General features: G+C 66.9%; 15 protein-coding genes. 6 read left to right on the top strand and 9 right to left on the bottom strand.

All coding sequences use genetic code 11. The features are described 5' to 3' along the window. Positions 1–27 precede the first annotated feature (27 nt). Entirely contained in the window at positions 28–501 is a 474-nt protein-coding gene (locus tag HARCEL1_RS12025; RefSeq protein WP_108383828.1) for an Lrp/AsnC family transcriptional regulator, read from the bottom strand. 246 nt (positions 502–747) lie between these two features. On the opposite strand from HARCEL1_RS12025, the gene HARCEL1_RS12020 reads away from it, so the two are divergent. Beyond that, positions 748–2,904, top strand: a complete 2,157-nt coding sequence (locus tag HARCEL1_RS12020; RefSeq protein ID WP_108383827.1) for an amino acid permease — start codon at positions 748–750, stop codon at positions 2,902–2,904. A gap of 155 nt (positions 2,905–3,059) precedes the next feature. On the opposite strand, the gene HARCEL1_RS13990 is transcribed toward HARCEL1_RS12020, so the two are convergent. From HARCEL1_RS13990 to HARCEL1_RS12010, 3 genes are all read right to left on the bottom strand, one after another. Then, positions 3,060–3,233: a DUF7260 family protein gene (locus tag HARCEL1_RS13990; protein ID WP_449405014.1), complete on the bottom strand. Its 174-nt coding sequence runs from the start codon at positions 3,231–3,233 to the stop codon at positions 3,060–3,062. Between the two features lie 1,557 nt (positions 3,234–4,790). Further along, positions 4,791–5,348, bottom strand: coding sequence for an NUDIX hydrolase (locus HARCEL1_RS12015; RefSeq protein ID WP_108383826.1), 558 nt, complete (start codon positions 5,346–5,348; stop codon positions 4,791–4,793). A 25-nt stretch (positions 5,349–5,373) separates the two neighbouring features. Continuing rightward, on the bottom strand, positions 5,374–6,474 hold the full coding sequence (locus HARCEL1_RS12010) for a glycosyltransferase family protein (RefSeq protein WP_108384292.1): 1,101 nt from the start codon (positions 6,472–6,474) through the stop codon (positions 5,374–5,376). Between the two features lie 88 nt (positions 6,475–6,562). Here HARCEL1_RS12010 and HARCEL1_RS12005 point away from each other — a divergent pair, with 88 nt between their 5' ends. Then, on the top strand, positions 6,563–7,642 hold the full coding sequence (locus HARCEL1_RS12005; protein ID WP_108384290.1) for a geranylgeranyl reductase family protein: 1,080 nt from the start codon (positions 6,563–6,565) through the stop codon (positions 7,640–7,642). A 6-nt stretch (positions 7,643–7,648) separates the two neighbouring features. On the opposite strand, the gene HARCEL1_RS12000 is transcribed toward HARCEL1_RS12005, so the two are convergent. Both HARCEL1_RS12000 and HARCEL1_RS11995 read right to left on the bottom strand, forming a co-directional pair. Beyond that, the gene (locus HARCEL1_RS12000) at positions 7,649–8,068 is read right to left on the bottom strand and encodes a PIN domain-containing protein (RefSeq protein ID WP_108383825.1); all 420 of its coding nucleotides are present in this window, start codon (positions 8,066–8,068) and stop codon (positions 7,649–7,651) included. Then, positions 8,065–8,358 carry an AbrB/MazE/SpoVT family DNA-binding domain-containing protein gene (locus HARCEL1_RS11995; RefSeq protein WP_108383824.1) on the bottom strand — a complete coding sequence of 98 codons (294 nt, stop codon included), beginning with the start codon at positions 8,356–8,358 and terminating at the stop codon, positions 8,065–8,067. Before HARCEL1_RS11995 ends, HARCEL1_RS12000 begins: the two co-directional genes overlap by 4 nt. A gap of 142 nt (positions 8,359–8,500) precedes the next feature. Between HARCEL1_RS11995 and HARCEL1_RS11990 the strand changes: the two genes are divergently transcribed. After that, positions 8,501–9,166 carry a Yip1 family protein gene (locus HARCEL1_RS11990; protein WP_108383823.1) on the top strand — a complete coding sequence of 222 codons (666 nt, stop codon included), beginning with the start codon at positions 8,501–8,503 and terminating at the stop codon, positions 9,164–9,166. A 1-nt stretch (position 9,167) separates the two neighbouring features. Here the strand turns inward: HARCEL1_RS11990 and HARCEL1_RS11985 are convergent, their stop codons facing one another. Next, positions 9,168–11,339: a beta-glucosidase family protein gene (locus HARCEL1_RS11985; protein ID WP_108384288.1), complete on the bottom strand. Its 2,172-nt coding sequence runs from the start codon at positions 11,337–11,339 to the stop codon at positions 9,168–9,170. A gap of 383 nt (positions 11,340–11,722) precedes the next feature. Here HARCEL1_RS11985 and HARCEL1_RS11980 point away from each other — a divergent pair, with 383 nt between their 5' ends. From HARCEL1_RS11980 to HARCEL1_RS13505, 3 genes are all read left to right on the top strand, one after another. Continuing rightward, positions 11,723–11,944, top strand: a complete 222-nt coding sequence (locus HARCEL1_RS11980) for a hypothetical protein (RefSeq protein WP_108383822.1) — start codon at positions 11,723–11,725, stop codon at positions 11,942–11,944. Between the two features lie 130 nt (positions 11,945–12,074). Next, positions 12,075–12,461 carry a hypothetical protein gene (locus HARCEL1_RS11975; protein WP_108383821.1) on the top strand — a complete coding sequence of 129 codons (387 nt, stop codon included), beginning with the start codon at positions 12,075–12,077 and terminating at the stop codon, positions 12,459–12,461. Between the two features lie 172 nt (positions 12,462–12,633). Next, positions 12,634–12,780: a hypothetical protein gene (locus tag HARCEL1_RS13505; protein WP_159077139.1), complete on the top strand. Its 147-nt coding sequence runs from the start codon at positions 12,634–12,636 to the stop codon at positions 12,778–12,780. Between the two features lie 25 nt (positions 12,781–12,805). Here HARCEL1_RS13505 and HARCEL1_RS11970 read toward each other — a convergent pair whose 3' ends face one another. Together HARCEL1_RS11970 and HARCEL1_RS11960 are read right to left on the bottom strand one after the other, a co-directional pair. Continuing rightward, positions 12,806–13,216: a hypothetical protein gene (locus HARCEL1_RS11970; protein WP_159077138.1), complete on the bottom strand. Its 411-nt coding sequence runs from the start codon at positions 13,214–13,216 to the stop codon at positions 12,806–12,808. A 562-nt stretch (positions 13,217–13,778) separates the two neighbouring features. Then, positions 13,779–14,255 carry a hypothetical protein gene (locus tag HARCEL1_RS11960; protein WP_108383818.1) on the bottom strand — a complete coding sequence of 159 codons (477 nt, stop codon included), beginning with the start codon at positions 14,253–14,255 and terminating at the stop codon, positions 13,779–13,781. Positions 14,256–14,387 lie beyond the last annotated feature (132 nt).

The raw sequence follows: 14,387 nt of genomic DNA, 5'->3' as shown, positions 1-14,387 counted from the left end.
GTCCCGTCCGATCGTCGCGTGGGCCCGTCAGTCGTCGCCGTGGTCGCGGAATCCGCTGTACGGACAGACGCACTCGTCGCGAATGAGCTGTTCGTCTGCGATGTCGAGGCCGCGGTCGTCGAGCGCCTCGCTGATCCGGTTGAGGTCGTCGTGGTCGGTGCCGATCGCGTTCACGTAGACGTTACGCTCGCCGGTCATGATCTCTCTGACCGCGGTCACGCCCTCGACGTCGCGGGCGGCGTCCGCGAGCGCCGATCGCTGGGGGATCGGGGCCGTACAGATGATCTTCGTGTACAGCGGGTAGCCCGCCAGGTCGTAGTCGATGTCGACGTGATACCCCCGCACGATGCCGCTCTCTTCGAGTTTGTTGAGTCGCGTCCGGACGGTGCTCGCTGACAGGCCGAGTTCGTCAGCGATGTCGTTCGAGGAGGTCCGACGGGCGTCTTCCTGGAGCCGGTAGAGAATGTGTTCGTCGATCCGGTCGAGACTGATCTCTGCCATGCGAGTTGTGGGTCGATCGACAGACTTAGGTCTTCCCGTGCGCCGTCTCTGACGGATCGGGAAATAGGGGTGGGGTATTTCGACGTGTCGTCAACCGGACCACGTCATTTATTTGCTCCCGTCACGAACCGCGGGTAGACGCGTGTATCTTCTCACCCCGAGTCACTACCGACTGATCGCTCTCCGGTCTGTCCTGGGCCGCCCCGGCCCCGACAGCGGTCGACCGCCGGAGGTGACCTTGCCACGATGAAAGAACTCGAACGCGACCTGGGGCTGTTCTCGGTGCTGGCGATCAGCATCGGCGCGATGGTCGGGAGTGGCATCTTCATCCTCCCGGCGCTCGCCCTGGAGATGGCCGGGCCCGCGGTCGTGCTGGCGTACGGGCTGGCCGCGCTGGTCGTCCTTCCGGCGGCGCTCAGCAAAGCCGAGATGGCGACCGCGATGCCCGAGGCCGGCGGCACCTATCTGTACATCGAGCGGGGGATGGGCCCGCTGCTCGGCACCATCGCGGGGATCGGGACCTGGTTCGCACTCTCGTTTAAGGGCGCGCTCGCGCTCGTCGGCGGGGTGCCCTACCTCCTCTGGTATTTCGAGGTGCCCGTCAAGCCGGTCGCGCTCGCGCTCGCGGTCGTCCTCATCCTCGTCAACCTCCTGGGGGCCAAACAGACCGGTCGGCTCCAGGTCGTCATCGTCGCGGTGATGCTCGCGGCGATGGCATGGTTCGTCGGCGGGTCGACGGGCTCGATCGAACGGGCGGCGTTCGACGGCTTTCTCGGCTCCGGCGTGGGGGGCATCCTCGAAGCGACCGGGTTCGTGTTCGTCTCGTATGCGGGCGTGACGAAGATCGCGAGCGTCGCTGAAGAGATCGAAGACCCCGACCGGGTGATCCCGCGGGGGATGATCTGGTCGCTCGGGTTCACGACCGTGTTGTACGTCATGGTCGTCGCGGTGATCGTCGGCGTCGACCCCTCGGGGATCGTCGGGTCGAACACCCCCGTCGCTGAGGTGGCTCGGGCGACGATGTCACCGATCGGCGTGTTCGCGGTGATCGTCGCGGCGATGCTCGCGCTGATCAGCACCGCGAACGCGGGGTTGCTCTCCTCGTCGCGCTACCCGTTCGCGATGAGCCGCGACGATCTGGCGCCGCCGACGTTCGCGACCGTCAGCGACCGGTTCGGGACGCCCGTCACCGCGATCGCGCTGACGGGGTTGGTGATGCTCGCGCTGATCGCCTTCGTCGACGTGACCGAGATCGCCAAACTCGCGAGCGCGTTCCAGATCCTCGTCTTTGTGTTGATCAACGTCGCGCTCGTCGCCTTTCGCGAGAGCGAGATCACCTACGAGCCCAGCTACACGTCGCCGCTGTACCCCTGGCTCCAGGCGTTCGGCGTCCTCGGTGGCCTCGTCCTCCTCACGCAGATGGGGCTGATCCCGTTCGTGGGCGCGATCGCCATCGTCGTCGTCAGCGTCGTGTGGTACTTCGCGTACGCCCAGGCCGTCGATCGCGAGGGTGCGCTCACCGACGCGATCCGGCGCGGGATCGATCGGCGGGCCGTCGAACGGACGCGGTCGGTCTGTCACGACGCCGAAACGAGTGACGTCCTCGTCGCGCTCACCGAGGAGACTTCGGCCGCGGCCGAGGAACGCTTGCTCGACGTCGCGCTCCCGATCGCGCGCGCACGAGACGGGGTGGTGACGGTCGTCCAGTTCGATCGGGTGCCCGATCAGACGCCGCTGAATTACGCCGAAGCGACGCTGACCGAGGCCGATCAGGTGTTCGAGGATCGCACTGCCGCACTCGCTGAGGCGGCGGTCGTCCCCGTGGAGTACGGCGAAGTCGTCAGCCACGACGTCGACCGCGCGGTCTCGAACGTCGCCGGTCACTACGGCTACGATCTGGTCGTCGTCGACGAGGGCGGCCCACACACCACGCCGGGAATCTTCGATCGGATCCGCTCGCAACGCTCGTTCGACGTCCTGGAGGTCGGTGCGGCGAGTCTCGACGGTCTCGATCGCATCGCGCTGGTCGACGACGGCGGGCCGTTCGACCCGGTGAAGGTACGCATCGCGAACTCGCTGGCGCAGGCTCGCGATGCGACCGTCGAGTTCGTTCACGGCATCGATCCGCGTGCGACCGACGAGCAACGCGCCTCTGCGATCGAATACCACGGTGAACTCGCGGACCTCTGTACCGTGCAGACCGTCTCTGCGATCGTCGACAGCGAGGACCTCACGGTCGAACTCGAACGCGCGAGTACGGACGCCGACCTGGTGATCGTCGCCAGTCGCCCCGGGCTGGTGCGTGACCGACACGACCGGGGGGCTGGCGACAACCTGCTCGTCATCCACCCGGGTGACCGCCCCGGACTCCTCGGACGGGTCCTCGAACGGATCGTCTTCTGACGGCTCGTCGGTCCGGCCCTCAGACTCGCCGGACCAGATGGGCCCGCACCGCTCGCTGACACGCTCGACGACCTCTTCGAGGCATGGTGCCGTGGCCAGCACGAGGTGGTCCGACCCGCCGTCACCGTACAGCGTGGGGACGAGCTGTCGGTGGCTCACGCCGGCCGTGGCCCCAGGGTGGTCGCGTCCAGGAACTCCTGGCGGCGACTCACGAGATGGGTACACTGCGTGCGATGCCGTGAGAGCGTCCTGTGACGGCTCTGGAGTGCGCCGAATCCGAGTGGATAGCGGCGTCTCGTCGGCCGAGACCGGCGTATTCGGGCGGTCACTCAATTTGCTGGGGACGATACGGGTCAGGAGTCATTCGACCACGTCTGCGGTGCTCTAACCCCTGTGACCGTCGTGACTCGGCAGTTCATGAAAACGCAGCGCGGTCAGTCTGGGAATTGTATATAGTGGCATGCGGTATATTATATAGTATTTTGGGAGTCGAGGCTGCTGCCGACTCTCCGTTCTGGATCTCGCGGCCGGTCCATGCGTCGTTCGACACAGCTCGATGGGGCCCGGGGTGACTGGGATCAGGGCGCTGTCCGTCCGCACCCGAGTCTTCACCGGGGGGTCACGGACCCGTTCAGATGGGGGTTTGGGAACTGATATCGCCCTCCCTCTCCCGCTCTCGCTGTGCGCGCGTCGTGGCTGCTCGCGGCGCGAAGCCGCGATGCTGAACCGGTGAACCCCTCCTACTGCATATGTGGCTCGCTCCACCGGAGTACCCCGGGTACCAATAGCTATACCACGTATATCGTATACCACTATATCGAATCGCGTCCTGGTCGGGACACCGGCTCCATCGATCGGTACTTCACGGCGCTGGTCTCGTCCTCAATGTCTGTGAGACGATAATTTGGGGGGCTGGTCGTGATCGGGGCTCGTTCGCCCCAGATCTGGCCGTCCGGCCAGGTGCGCCTCGACGAGCTGGCGGTTCGTTCCTCCTACCGGGCCGCGTGAGTCGGCTCTGCAGAACGCGGTTCGGAGGTCGTGTGGCCACGGGGCGATCTTCGATCATCGGAGTCTGGCTCTGTCTCTGTGAGTTGATTCTCATGCGCGCGCACGCGCGCACGAGATCAACATTGCAACTGGGTCGGGTGTCGAGTTCGTCTCTCGGCGCGCCTGCCCCGAATCGACGACTCGGTGTCGACGTGACTGGATCCTGGGCATGGTGACCGTCCCGACTTGGCCGATTCGTCGCTCGAACCCCTTTCGGCCCGCCGAGTCGACGGCGTTCGGAGAGTCGACTGCTGGCCCGCCCCGAACCGAATTAATATAGCGACATGCGATTTACTATATGTCTCTTGGGGTTACACCGACCGCACCCGTCCAGCGCCGGAAATCCGGCCGTTCAGCCGATCGAACGCCCGACTTCGCTCAACTGGAACACGGTGGACGTTCGAACTCGCCAGCGGGGGGCTGTCCCCGATCGATACCGTCACTCCACGCTCAGTCGTCGCTCAGGCCCTGGCGATCCGATCTGGGTTCGTAGCGGGCCGATCGGGTCCGTCTCTCGGGGCTGTGGTCTCCCGACAGTTCGAGCAGTGTGCTTGGACGCCCACTCCAGCCCACCAATCCGCGTGGCCCGGCACCCAAACGAATATATGTTAAATCCAATGTCGCTATATAGAATTTACTGGCGACGGCCCACTCGGTACTCTGCCGGTGTGACTCCAGTGCGTCAGTCCGGTGATCCCGACGCTCGGCCCCCACGTCGAACGTGCCCGGCGCTCTCAGGCGGTGCGGTCGCCCGTGGCTCGTCGTGTCGCGAGGACTCCGATCTCCCGCTCGGTGGGCGCGGCGGTCGCCACAGCGCTGACTCTGTCGGTGCTGGTCGGTCAGGATCGAGGAACGCGCCAGTCGGTGACCGTTTCGAGAAAGTCGATCAAAATGCGCGCGGTCGCCCCCCAGACGGTCACGCTGCCGACGTGGAAGTAGTGAACCTCGATCTCGCCGTACTCGGGGTGCTCGCGGGTCTCGGACTCGTAGTTCGTGCGGTCGGTCACCGCGTCGATCGAGACGCGCTCGACGCTCGCGACTTCCTCGTGGTCGCAGGGGACGTACTCGCGATCGGGTACGCGCGCGACGAAGGGCCGGACCGAGTAGTCGGTGACCGTCCGGATGTCGTCGAGTCTGCCGTAGACGGACGCTGTGTGCGGATCGAGGCCGATCTCCTCGTGGGCCTCTCGCAGTGCCGTGGCCTCACGATCTGCGTCCTCGGGCTCTCGTTTCCCGCCCGGAAAGGACACTTCCCCGGCGTGGTCGTCGAGGTGATCGGCCCGTCGGATGACGATCAGCGCCTCGCGATCGACGAGCACCGGCACGAGCACACTCGCCGCTCGCGCTGTGTCGTCGACGGTCGTGGCCTCACGGTCACCGACCCGCCCCAGGTCCATGTGTGATCGACGCAACCCATCCCCTTCAACGGTGGAGTTCCGCCCGGACGGCGCGGGTCGCCGTGGCCCGGACCGTGCCCGGATCGAGATCGATCGCGTCCCACGCGGGAAGGCGGTCGATCTGGTCCACCTGATCGATCGCGTCGGCGTACCGCTCGATTTGGTCGCGCTCACCCTGTGGATCGGCGGGGAGGCCGTTGAAGCGGGCGTCGAGGGCGTACCGATCGACCAGTCGATCCGCGGCGGTTCGGTAGGCCGTGCGGAGCGCTCCGGGATCGACGCCGACGCCGTGGGTCGCGCACACGTCGACGAGCGTCGTCCAGACCTCCCGGGCCATCCGTTCGAGGCCGTCCGCACCGGCGACGGGGCGGTGATCGTGGACGTGCCGACCGAGATCGACCTGTGCGGTCGCCTCGAACCCGGCCCGTTCGAACGCCGTCCCGAGCGTGGCGATTTCGAGGCCCCACCCCGGCGGCGGACGCATCGATCGGGCGATCTGTGCGGTCGTCGCGATCGACCCCGAGAGCGTGTAGCGGAAGGCCTGCAGATAGCGGACGATCCCGGCGTCGTGACGATCCGACAGCGCGTCGAGCAGTGGGCTCACGAACAGCCTGAACAGGCGGCCGTAGAGCCCGTCGCTCTCGACGCGGGCGGCGTAGCCTTTGACGAACCTGTAGTCGTGATCGAGCGGAAAGCAGAGTCGCGCGAGTGTTTCGGGGGCATAGGTCTGGACGTCGGCGTCGTGGACGGCGACCCGGTCGGCGGCGCTCGCGGCGACGCCCAACGCGAGCCAGACATCGCGGCCCTTGCCAGGGGGCGTGTCGATGCCCGCGGCGGCGAGTCGATCGGCCAGCGCGGGGGCCGAACACCACAGACAGTCGGTCGGCGCGTCGACCTCTGCGAGCCAGTCTGCGATCGGCCCGATCGCGTCGGCATCGGCCTGGACGGGGACGACGATGCGAGCGGGATTCCGGGCCGCGACGGACGCGAGCACGTCCGACGCGGTCGGTGTGCGGGCCGCGCGCTCGGTCACCGGCACGACCACGGCGACCCGCGACAGGTCGGTCGGCGGGTCGGCCCCGCCGAAGTCGTGGCAGGTCGCGATCGCCCGTTGGACGTACTCCATCGCGCCCTCGTTCGCCGGCCGCAGACATAGTCGTTCGGCCGGTGCCGCTTTCGAGAGAGCTATGCGGGCGGCGATCCAGTCGGCGTCCATGCACGACGTGATCGTCGTGGGGGCCGGACCGGCGGGCAGTCGGTACGCCCGGCAGGCGGCCGCGTCGGGCCAGAGCGTGCTCGTCCTCGAACGCGGCCCCGTGGGCGAACCGCTGGCGTGTTCGGGCCACGTCAGCCGCGACATCTGGGAGCGCACGCCCGAGGGGACGCGCGAGGCGATCGTCCAGAACCAGATCTCCGGCGCTCGCTTTCACGTCGGCGGGCCCGACAGCCCCGCCCACGCGTTCTATCGCGACGAGACCATCTCGGAGGTGATCGATCGGGTCGCGCTGGATCGCCATCTCGCGAGTGCGGCCGAGGACGCCGGCGCGGACCTCCGGGTCGAGCACACCGTCGTCGACGCCACCGAAGACGCGACTGGCGTGACGGTCACGGCCCGCACGCCCGAGGGTCGCGCGGAGTTCCGGGCGAAGATCCTCGTCGGGGCCGACGGGCCACGCTCGCGCGTCCGACAGTCGATCGGCCTTCCGGAGCCAGACGAACTGCTCCACGGCGTGTTGGGCTTCGATACGTCGGCCGACAACGGCGACCGCGTCGACGTCCACCTCGACGTGCCGGGCTTTTTCGCCTGGCGCATCCCCCGAGGGGAGGCGGGCGTCGAGTACGGCCTGGCCGCTCGCCCCGAGGCCGACCCCGTCGAGCGCTTCGAGGCCATGACCGACGCGTATGGCGTCGAGACCGCCCGTCGGTGCTCGGGACTGATCCCGATCGGTCCGCCCGATCGGGTCACGGCGGATCGAACGCTGTTGCTCGGTGACGCCGCCGCCCAGACCAAGCCGTTCACCGGCGGCGGGATCAACTACGGCATGACCGCCGCCGATCACGCCGCTCGCACCGTCGATCCGAGTGATCCCGCGACGCTCGCGGACTACGAGCGTGCGTGGCGCGAGGACCTCGGCCGGGAGATCGCGATGGGCGCGTGGATCCGTCGGGCGTACGATCTCCCCAACGCGGTCCAACGTGTGGGCTTGCGACTCACCAGCGGGCGGGTTGGCGTCCACATGGATCGCCCCTCGACGATCTTCTCGTTCGATCAACTCCGGGCGTTCGTCAGGTAGGATGGGTCAGGCGGACTCCTCTCGACACCGGACGACGGGCACCGATTCGATATCGTCGAAGTCGTCGTCTGCACCCACGAGGAGCGTCCCGTCGATCTGAGCGGCGGTCCCGAGCGCGAACGCGTCACCGAGCGAGGGGGCGTGATGAAACTTGAACTCGGCAGCGTGTCGCCAGACGTCGGCGGTGTCGACGCGCCGAATGCCACTCTCTTCGAGGACGTCGACGACGGCGTCCGCTCGGTCCGCTCCGTCGATCGCCCGAACGACGTAGTGGACCTCCGCGAGGGTGACCGCGGAGATGTAGCCGTCGACGGCCCCCTCGACCGCCGTGACGTACCGCTCGACGGTGTCGCTTCCCGGCTCGTCACAGAAGTACGCCACAAGCGGTTCGGCGTCGAACACGACCGTATCGGGCTGGCCGGTCATCGCTGGTCGTCGCGGTTCCGGAGCGCGGCCTCGTGGGCGGCGTCCCGTTCGCGCTCCTCGCGCAGTCGTTCGGTCGCCGTTCGCCCGTCCTCGTCGGTCGCTCCCGCGAGCACACCCCGGAGGTCGGTGATCGACGTGATCGGACGGACGACGATCTCGCCGTCGTCGGTTCGGGCGAACTTCACCCGGCCGGGCGTCTCGATGCCCAACTCGTCGCGAAACTCCTTGGGGATCGTCGCCTGCCCTCGTGAGGACACAGAGACGACGGTCTCAGATTCGACTGAACTCATACTATCTCTACGTATTACTTCGAGATCCTCGTGGTTAAGCGTAGTGGTGACCGCGTGGCGTCTGTGACCGCCACGGCCGCAATTGCGGTACCGGCGATTCCGGTCCACAAGGACTACGACCACCGGGCGAGCGAGTCCGCGTATGGTGCCACCGATCGACGTACTGCTGTTCGACCCGGAATCGTTTTTCGACCGCGAGGGGTGGGGTGGCTGGGCGAGTCCCGCCGCTGTCGTCGGCGTTCTCCTCGCCGTCCAGCTGTTGTCGCTCTATCCCACCTATCAGATGACCCAACAGCTGTTCAGCGAGGTGAGCGGAGGGTCGGGGTTCGCACTCGTCTCCGTCGCGTTCTCGGCTGGCTGGTTCCTCGTCACGACGCCGCTGTACTGGCTGGGAGTGGCGGGGACGGCGTACGGCGTCGGCGCGTGGTTCGACGGCGACGCCGACTTCTCGACCACGACCCAGGCCGTCGCGTGGGGCTTCGTCCCACACATCGTCGGCACGGCCGTCGCCGTGGCCGGGAGCTACCTCCGATACGTCCAGACGGAGCTGCCCGCGGTCACCGAGGACATGACCCAACAGGAGATCCAGGCGCTGTCGGGCCAGATCACCGGTGCGCCGACCGACCCGGTCAATCTGGTCATCACCGTCGTCGGCCTGGTGACGCTCCTCTGGGGTGCGTATCTCTGGACAGTCGGCGTCGAGAACGTGCACGGCATCGAGCGCCGCCAGGCGGTGATCGTCGCGGTGCCCTGGATCCTCCTCTCGCTGATCGCGCTGGTGTCGAGGTTCGTCGGCCCGATGGCGTGAGTCACTCCCCGAGCGAGACGGCGGTCCGTCCACGCTCGTCGGTGACCGATCGCCCGACGACCGCCTCGAAGTCCGTATCGGGCCAGGCCCACGCGCCAGCCGCGGGATCGTAGACTGCGCCCGCGCGCTCTGGCAGGTCGACTTCGACGGTACGTGACTCGCCGGCCGCGAGTTCGATCGCCGCGAAGCCCGCGAGTTCACGCGGCGGACGCTCGACCGACGGCTCCACGGGATCGAGATACACCTGGACGACTTCTCGACCCGCCCGCTCGCTGGTGTTCTCGATCGAAACCTCGACCGTCCCGCCGTCGACGCTCACCGCGCCGTACGCGAACTCGGCGTACGACTCGCCGTGGCCGAACGGGTAGAGCGGCTGGACATCCTCGGCCTCGAAATAGCGATAGCCGATCGAGAGCCCCTCCTCGTGGCTGACGACGTCGTCGATCCCGGGGTAGGCCGCGGGATCTGTCGCCGGATAGTCGTCGGGCCGGCGCCCGAACGTCGCGGGCAGGCGCCCGCCGGGATCGTGGTCGCCAAAGAGGACGTCCGCGAGCGCGCGGCCGTCGGCCTGACCGGGGTACCACTGCGCCAGGATCGCGTCGACGCTCGTTGCCCACGGCATCGCGATCGGGCCCGCCGACCGCACGACGACGACGCATTGTTCGGCGGCGGTCGCGACCCGGCTGACCAACTGGTCTTGCTCGCCGGGCAGCCAGAGCGGGCGATCCTCGCCCTCGGTCGCGTTGTCCTGGACGACGACCACGGCGACGTCGGCGTCACCCGCGGCGGCGACGGCGTCGTCGATGCGCCCGTCGCTGTCTTCGCTGCCGAACTCCAGCCCCTCGAACGGCGAGGCGCCCATCGTCGCCGTCTCGAACGGCTCGTGACCCCGTTCGACGTGGACGCGCGTCCCCGCGCCGACCCGGTCGCGCACGCCGCGCACGGGGTCGGTCGTCGCGCCCGCCTCGACCGCCGAGGAGCCCCCGCCGCCGACTTTCGCGCGGTCGACGTTCGGGCCGATCATCACGATCGAGTCGGGATCGTCCAGCGGGAGCACCTCGTCGTTCTCTAGCAGGACGGTCCCGCGGCGGGCGATCCGTCGGGCGAGCGCGTCGTGATCGCCCGCCTCTGGATCGGGCCGGTCGCCGTCGAGGACGCCGAACCGGTCCATCGTTTCGAGGAGTCGCTGCACCGACCGGTCGATCACTCGTTCGTCCAGGCGGCCAGCGTCCAGCGCCTCCCTGAGCGGCCCGTCGAAGTGGCCCGCGTCGAAGAGGTTCGGGTTGGCGTGATCGGGCAGCCAGGGCGTCATCAGCAATCGGGCGAGTCGCTGGCGGGGCACCCGATCGTGGTCAGGGATGGCGTCGATCAGCCGCGTGATCGAGTTCGATTCAGCGAGGTGCCACTCGTTGACGGGGACGCCCGGCATCTCCAGATCGAGGCCGGCCGTGATCGCGCGGGGCCCGTCGGTCACGGCCCACCAGTCGGAGACGACGACACCTTCGAAGCCCCACTCTTCGCGCAGCACGTCGGTCAACAGCCGTTCGTTGGCGGTCATCGGATCGCCGTTGACGCCGTTGTACGCCGCCATCACCATCCCCGCGTCGGCCTCGCGGACCGACGCCTCGAACGCCCGGAGATACAGTTCGCGCAGCGGGCGCTCGTCGATGCGGTGATCGACCTGGAAACGGCGTTCTTCCTGGCTGTTCGCGACGAAGTGCTTCGCGGTCGCGATCGCGCCCGCGGACTGGATGCCCTCGATCGTCCCGACCGCGAGGCGACTCGTAAGAGTGGGATCCTCGCTGTAGTATTCGAACGCGCGCCCACACTGGGGGGCCCGGAGGAGGTTCATCCCGGGCGCGAGCACGACGTCCTGGCCTTTCTCGCGGGCCTCGATGCCCAGCGCCCGGCCCAACTCGCGAGCGAGATCGGGGTCCCAACTGGCCGCGAGCGCGATCGAGGCCGGAAACCCCGTCGCGGTCCCCGCGCGGACGCCCATCGGGCCGTCGACCAGCGCGAGTGCGGGAATCTCCAGCCGGTCGATCCCCGGGACGTAGCCCGTCGCGCGTGCGTCTGGATCGACCCCACCACGGATCAGGCGGAGTTTCTCGTCGATCGTGAGCCGATCGAGCAGCGTTTCGATGCTGTCGGAAGGAAGATTAGTGTTCGACATGGGCGTGCCTCCGTGGCGACCGTCGCCGTCGCGACGGCGCTCGGAATACCCCATCTACCGTCGGGACGGCCAAAAGCGATGCTGTCGACGGTCGACCCTGGTGGTCGGCTCGGTCACCGCGCCCGGAGCCCACTCACTCGCAGTCCTGACAGACGGCGTGGCGTCGGTACGAGGTCGCTGATTCCAGCTCACACCCACACTCTCGACACTCCGTGTAGCGCTCGACGTTCATTGACATCCCTTGACTCCACGGTCGGATAACACAAGCGTCTTGGAGTACGGGCAGGTTTCGCCCCTACTTTAGGTCGGCCAAAACCAGTTCTCGGGAACTCGGATGGCGGGCGACCTTTTAAGTGCGAACCCGTCCAAGCGCCGTTTGCACTATGGACGCTGCCGACCTGCGCGAACAACTCGAAGCGAACGGTGAACTGATGGTCGCGGTCGCGGAGTTCGATCAGCCGCTGGAACTCCACCTTCACGACACGCAGATCGACGACGAGACGGTCCGACTCGAACTGACCGACGGCGTGCTGACCTTCGACATCGACGAGGTGTCGGGCGCGTGGCAGCACACCCACTCGCTGGCGGACCTCGGCCTCGAATAACGCGGATCGTTCTTTCCGTTTCTCCCGACTCGCCCGATCAGCCGACGGTGTCGTGGTTCTTACGTCCCAGAGTGCGATCTCCCTCGGCCGATCGGCGCTCCTTTTGCCCGCGGCGCATTGACTATCGGGAATGCCGAATCCATCGCTCCGCGACCGATTCGTCGACGAACTGACGCGTGACCTCGCGGTGAGTCTCACGGCGATCTGTGTGGCAGTCGCCGCCCTCCTGGGCTACGGCTGGGCGATCGGGTCGACCGTCGGTGGCTTCACCCTCGCGATGGTGCTCGCGCTCGTCATCCCCGAGATCCACGATCGCGTCTGGCCGACCAGCTATACCGGCCTCGCGGCTGTCGCGTGGACGGTCGCCGCGGCAGTCATCGTCGGGGGCGTCTTCCTCGCAGTCGAGTGGGTCGCCCGTCTGGCTCTTGCTCCGACGGCGGCCGCCGGTGTGGGCTTCGTCGTGACGAGCGCCGTCGCGTATGCGCTCGCGACGGTCGCCCGCAGCTCCGATCGGTGACGCCGGCCCGGCCGAACTCAGAGTGGATCCCCGTCCGCTCTGGGAAGTTCGTCGGACAGCGTCGGACTCGCCCGGCGACGGTGAAGTCTCCGGCATCGAATTCGAACAGGTGGAATAGACCGGCCTCTTATCGCCTTTGACACCGTCTTTGGGATGAGCGTCGCTCGCCACCATGAACGGACCGAACGACACGTCGCCAGACAGAACGCCCGCGGAAGCACAGATTCTCGACGAGATGCGCGAGCATCGCGGCGACGAGTTCGTCGAACAGAACGCCGAACGCATTCTGACGCAGGCGCGTCTCGTGGGCGAGCTATAGGTCGGTTCGACGCTCGCGGTGTGGTCTACGAACGATACAGCACATTCAGCACTCGCGCGCCGAGGACCGTGCCGGCAGAGAGTGAGACGCCGATGGTAACGAACGATAGCGTATCGGGTGACCCGATTCGAGCCACGAACTGTCCAGAGCCAGATATCGCGGCCGTCCCGAACATCAGGAGCGCGGCCACTGAGAGCCCCACCACGTACACCGTCCAGTTCTCACCCTCGGCCTCGTCGGCATACAGCGGGTGTGTCTTTCCGGGGAGTGGGGACACGGCCCACAGTTCTGCACCGAGCACTCCGGTGGCGGCCAGCCCGACCCCGAAGAGCACCGCCACTCCCGGGGCGGTCGTCTCCGCGGGGCCATCGATCACGGCGTGTCCGAGACCGACAGTCACTCCGAGCATCGCGAGAGCGACGACCGACAGCGCCATCACGAACGTCGTCCACCCATCGTCGTCGGGTCCGCCCGGTAGCAGTGACATGGTCGATTTGATGCGTGTGCGAAACGTCTCGGCAGCGATACAAAAAGACGTTGCAGGTCGGTGGCGTCAGTCGGCATTCCCTGGTCTTGCCCGACGAGATGAGTCGGGGCTGTCTGTCGGTTCTGGTATCCCCGAGAGGACCAGCGTCTCGCTGTCGTTCGTCGGTGAGTGGACGGCTTCAGATAGTCGAGATCATCGTCGATGGAGACTGTGGCGTGCTGGCCATCTTTCCACGATAATCCGCCCACCGACAGTATCGTCGGATTCCGGCACGACGTCTTCGAGCATCATCGCTGCGTCGGGTCTGGTCTCACGGGTGCTGGGTCGGCAGCGACTGATACGATCGGCCTCGCCGTCCTCCTGGGCAGTCCCGACGCCGTGTTCGCGGAGATTTTCGACCGATCGCCGCCGAGGTCGTCCGGCGCGTGATCGGCGAACAGCGGGACGAAAAATACTGGCCCAGGTCGACCGGTTTTTGGATCGACTCACCGCCTGGCACCCGTGCGAATATCTATTCTCTCCCCCTCTGTCGGCTACGATAGTACAATGTTATCAGAACTCTCGCGCCGATTACTGTGCCGCCACTGAGTTGAAGACCGATGTTAACGAGCGACAGCGTATCTGTTGGCCCGGGTCGAGCAACAAACTGACTATTGATGCCATACGCTGCCGTTCCGAACATCACGAGGGCGGCCATCGCCAGTAAGACCACAGGCACCCTCCACTGGTTGTCTTCGGCCTCGATGGCAAACAGCGGTAGCGTCTTTCCGGGGATCGGTGACACGGCCCATACTCCCATACCGATCACTCCCGTGGCGATGAGAGTGACGCTGAAGAGCATGGCCAGTGCCGGTTCGGTCGTCCCGGGGCGGGTATTGAAGATGTAATCACCAAGAAAGAGGGTTGCTCCGAGTGTCATGAGGGCGGCAACCGACAGCGCTAGCATCGTCCGGTCGTCGTCTTCGACTCCATTGGAAAACAGAGACATGGTCGTTCCGAGTGGTGCGCGGAACGTCTCGACAGCGATACAAATAGTTGTTGACTGTCGGCTTCGAGTGTGACGTGGTCTCCCAAGTTAGGGTTCCGGTCGTGGTTGACTGGATGGTTTTCGGCGACTGGG

Origin of the sequence: Halococcoides cellulosivorans (assembly GCF_003058365.1) — an archaeon.
Lineage (GTDB): Archaea > Halobacteriota > Halobacteria > Halobacteriales > Haloarculaceae > Halococcoides > Halococcoides cellulosivorans.
This window is presented reverse-complemented; position numbering and strand designations above follow the sequence as displayed.

What these genes read in the sequence shown, in the direction of transcription:
- HARCEL1_RS11960 (WP_108383818.1), bottom strand. Translation starts at nt 14,255, where the DNA reads ATGTCTCTGTTTTCCAATGGAGTCGAAGACGACGACCGGACGATGCTA.
- HARCEL1_RS11990 (WP_108383823.1), top strand. Translation starts at nt 8,501, where the DNA reads ATGGTGCCACCGATCGACGTACTGCTGTTCGACCCGGAATCGTTTTTC.
- HARCEL1_RS11975 (WP_108383821.1), top strand. Translation starts at nt 12,075, where the DNA reads ATGCCGAATCCATCGCTCCGCGACCGATTCGTCGACGAACTGACGCGT.
- HARCEL1_RS11985 (WP_108384288.1), bottom strand. Translation starts at nt 11,339, where the DNA reads ATGTCGAACACTAATCTTCCTTCCGACAGCATCGAAACGCTGCTCGAT.
- HARCEL1_RS12010 (WP_108384292.1), bottom strand. Translation starts at nt 6,474, where the DNA reads ATGGAGTACGTCCAACGGGCGATCGCGACCTGCCACGACTTCGGCGGG.
- HARCEL1_RS12005 (WP_108384290.1), top strand. Translation starts at nt 6,563, where the DNA reads ATGCACGACGTGATCGTCGTGGGGGCCGGACCGGCGGGCAGTCGGTAC.
- HARCEL1_RS12000 (WP_108383825.1), bottom strand. Translation starts at nt 8,068, where the DNA reads ATGACCGGCCAGCCCGATACGGTCGTGTTCGACGCCGAACCGCTTGTG.
- HARCEL1_RS11970 (WP_159077138.1), bottom strand. Translation starts at nt 13,216, where the DNA reads ATGGCGCTGTCGGTCGTCGCTCTCGCGATGCTCGGAGTGACTGTCGGT.
- HARCEL1_RS12015 (WP_108383826.1), bottom strand. Translation starts at nt 5,348, where the DNA reads ATGGACCTGGGGCGGGTCGGTGACCGTGAGGCCACGACCGTCGACGAC.
- HARCEL1_RS13505 (WP_159077139.1), top strand. Translation starts at nt 12,634, where the DNA reads ATGAACGGACCGAACGACACGTCGCCAGACAGAACGCCCGCGGAAGCA.
- HARCEL1_RS11980 (WP_108383822.1), top strand. Translation starts at nt 11,723, where the DNA reads ATGGACGCTGCCGACCTGCGCGAACAACTCGAAGCGAACGGTGAACTG.
- HARCEL1_RS12020 (WP_108383827.1), top strand. Translation starts at nt 748, where the DNA reads ATGAAAGAACTCGAACGCGACCTGGGGCTGTTCTCGGTGCTGGCGATC.
- HARCEL1_RS12025 (WP_108383828.1), bottom strand. Translation starts at nt 501, where the DNA reads ATGGCAGAGATCAGTCTCGACCGGATCGACGAACACATTCTCTACCGG.
- HARCEL1_RS11995 (WP_108383824.1), bottom strand. Translation starts at nt 8,358, where the DNA reads ATGAGTTCAGTCGAATCTGAGACCGTCGTCTCTGTGTCCTCACGAGGG.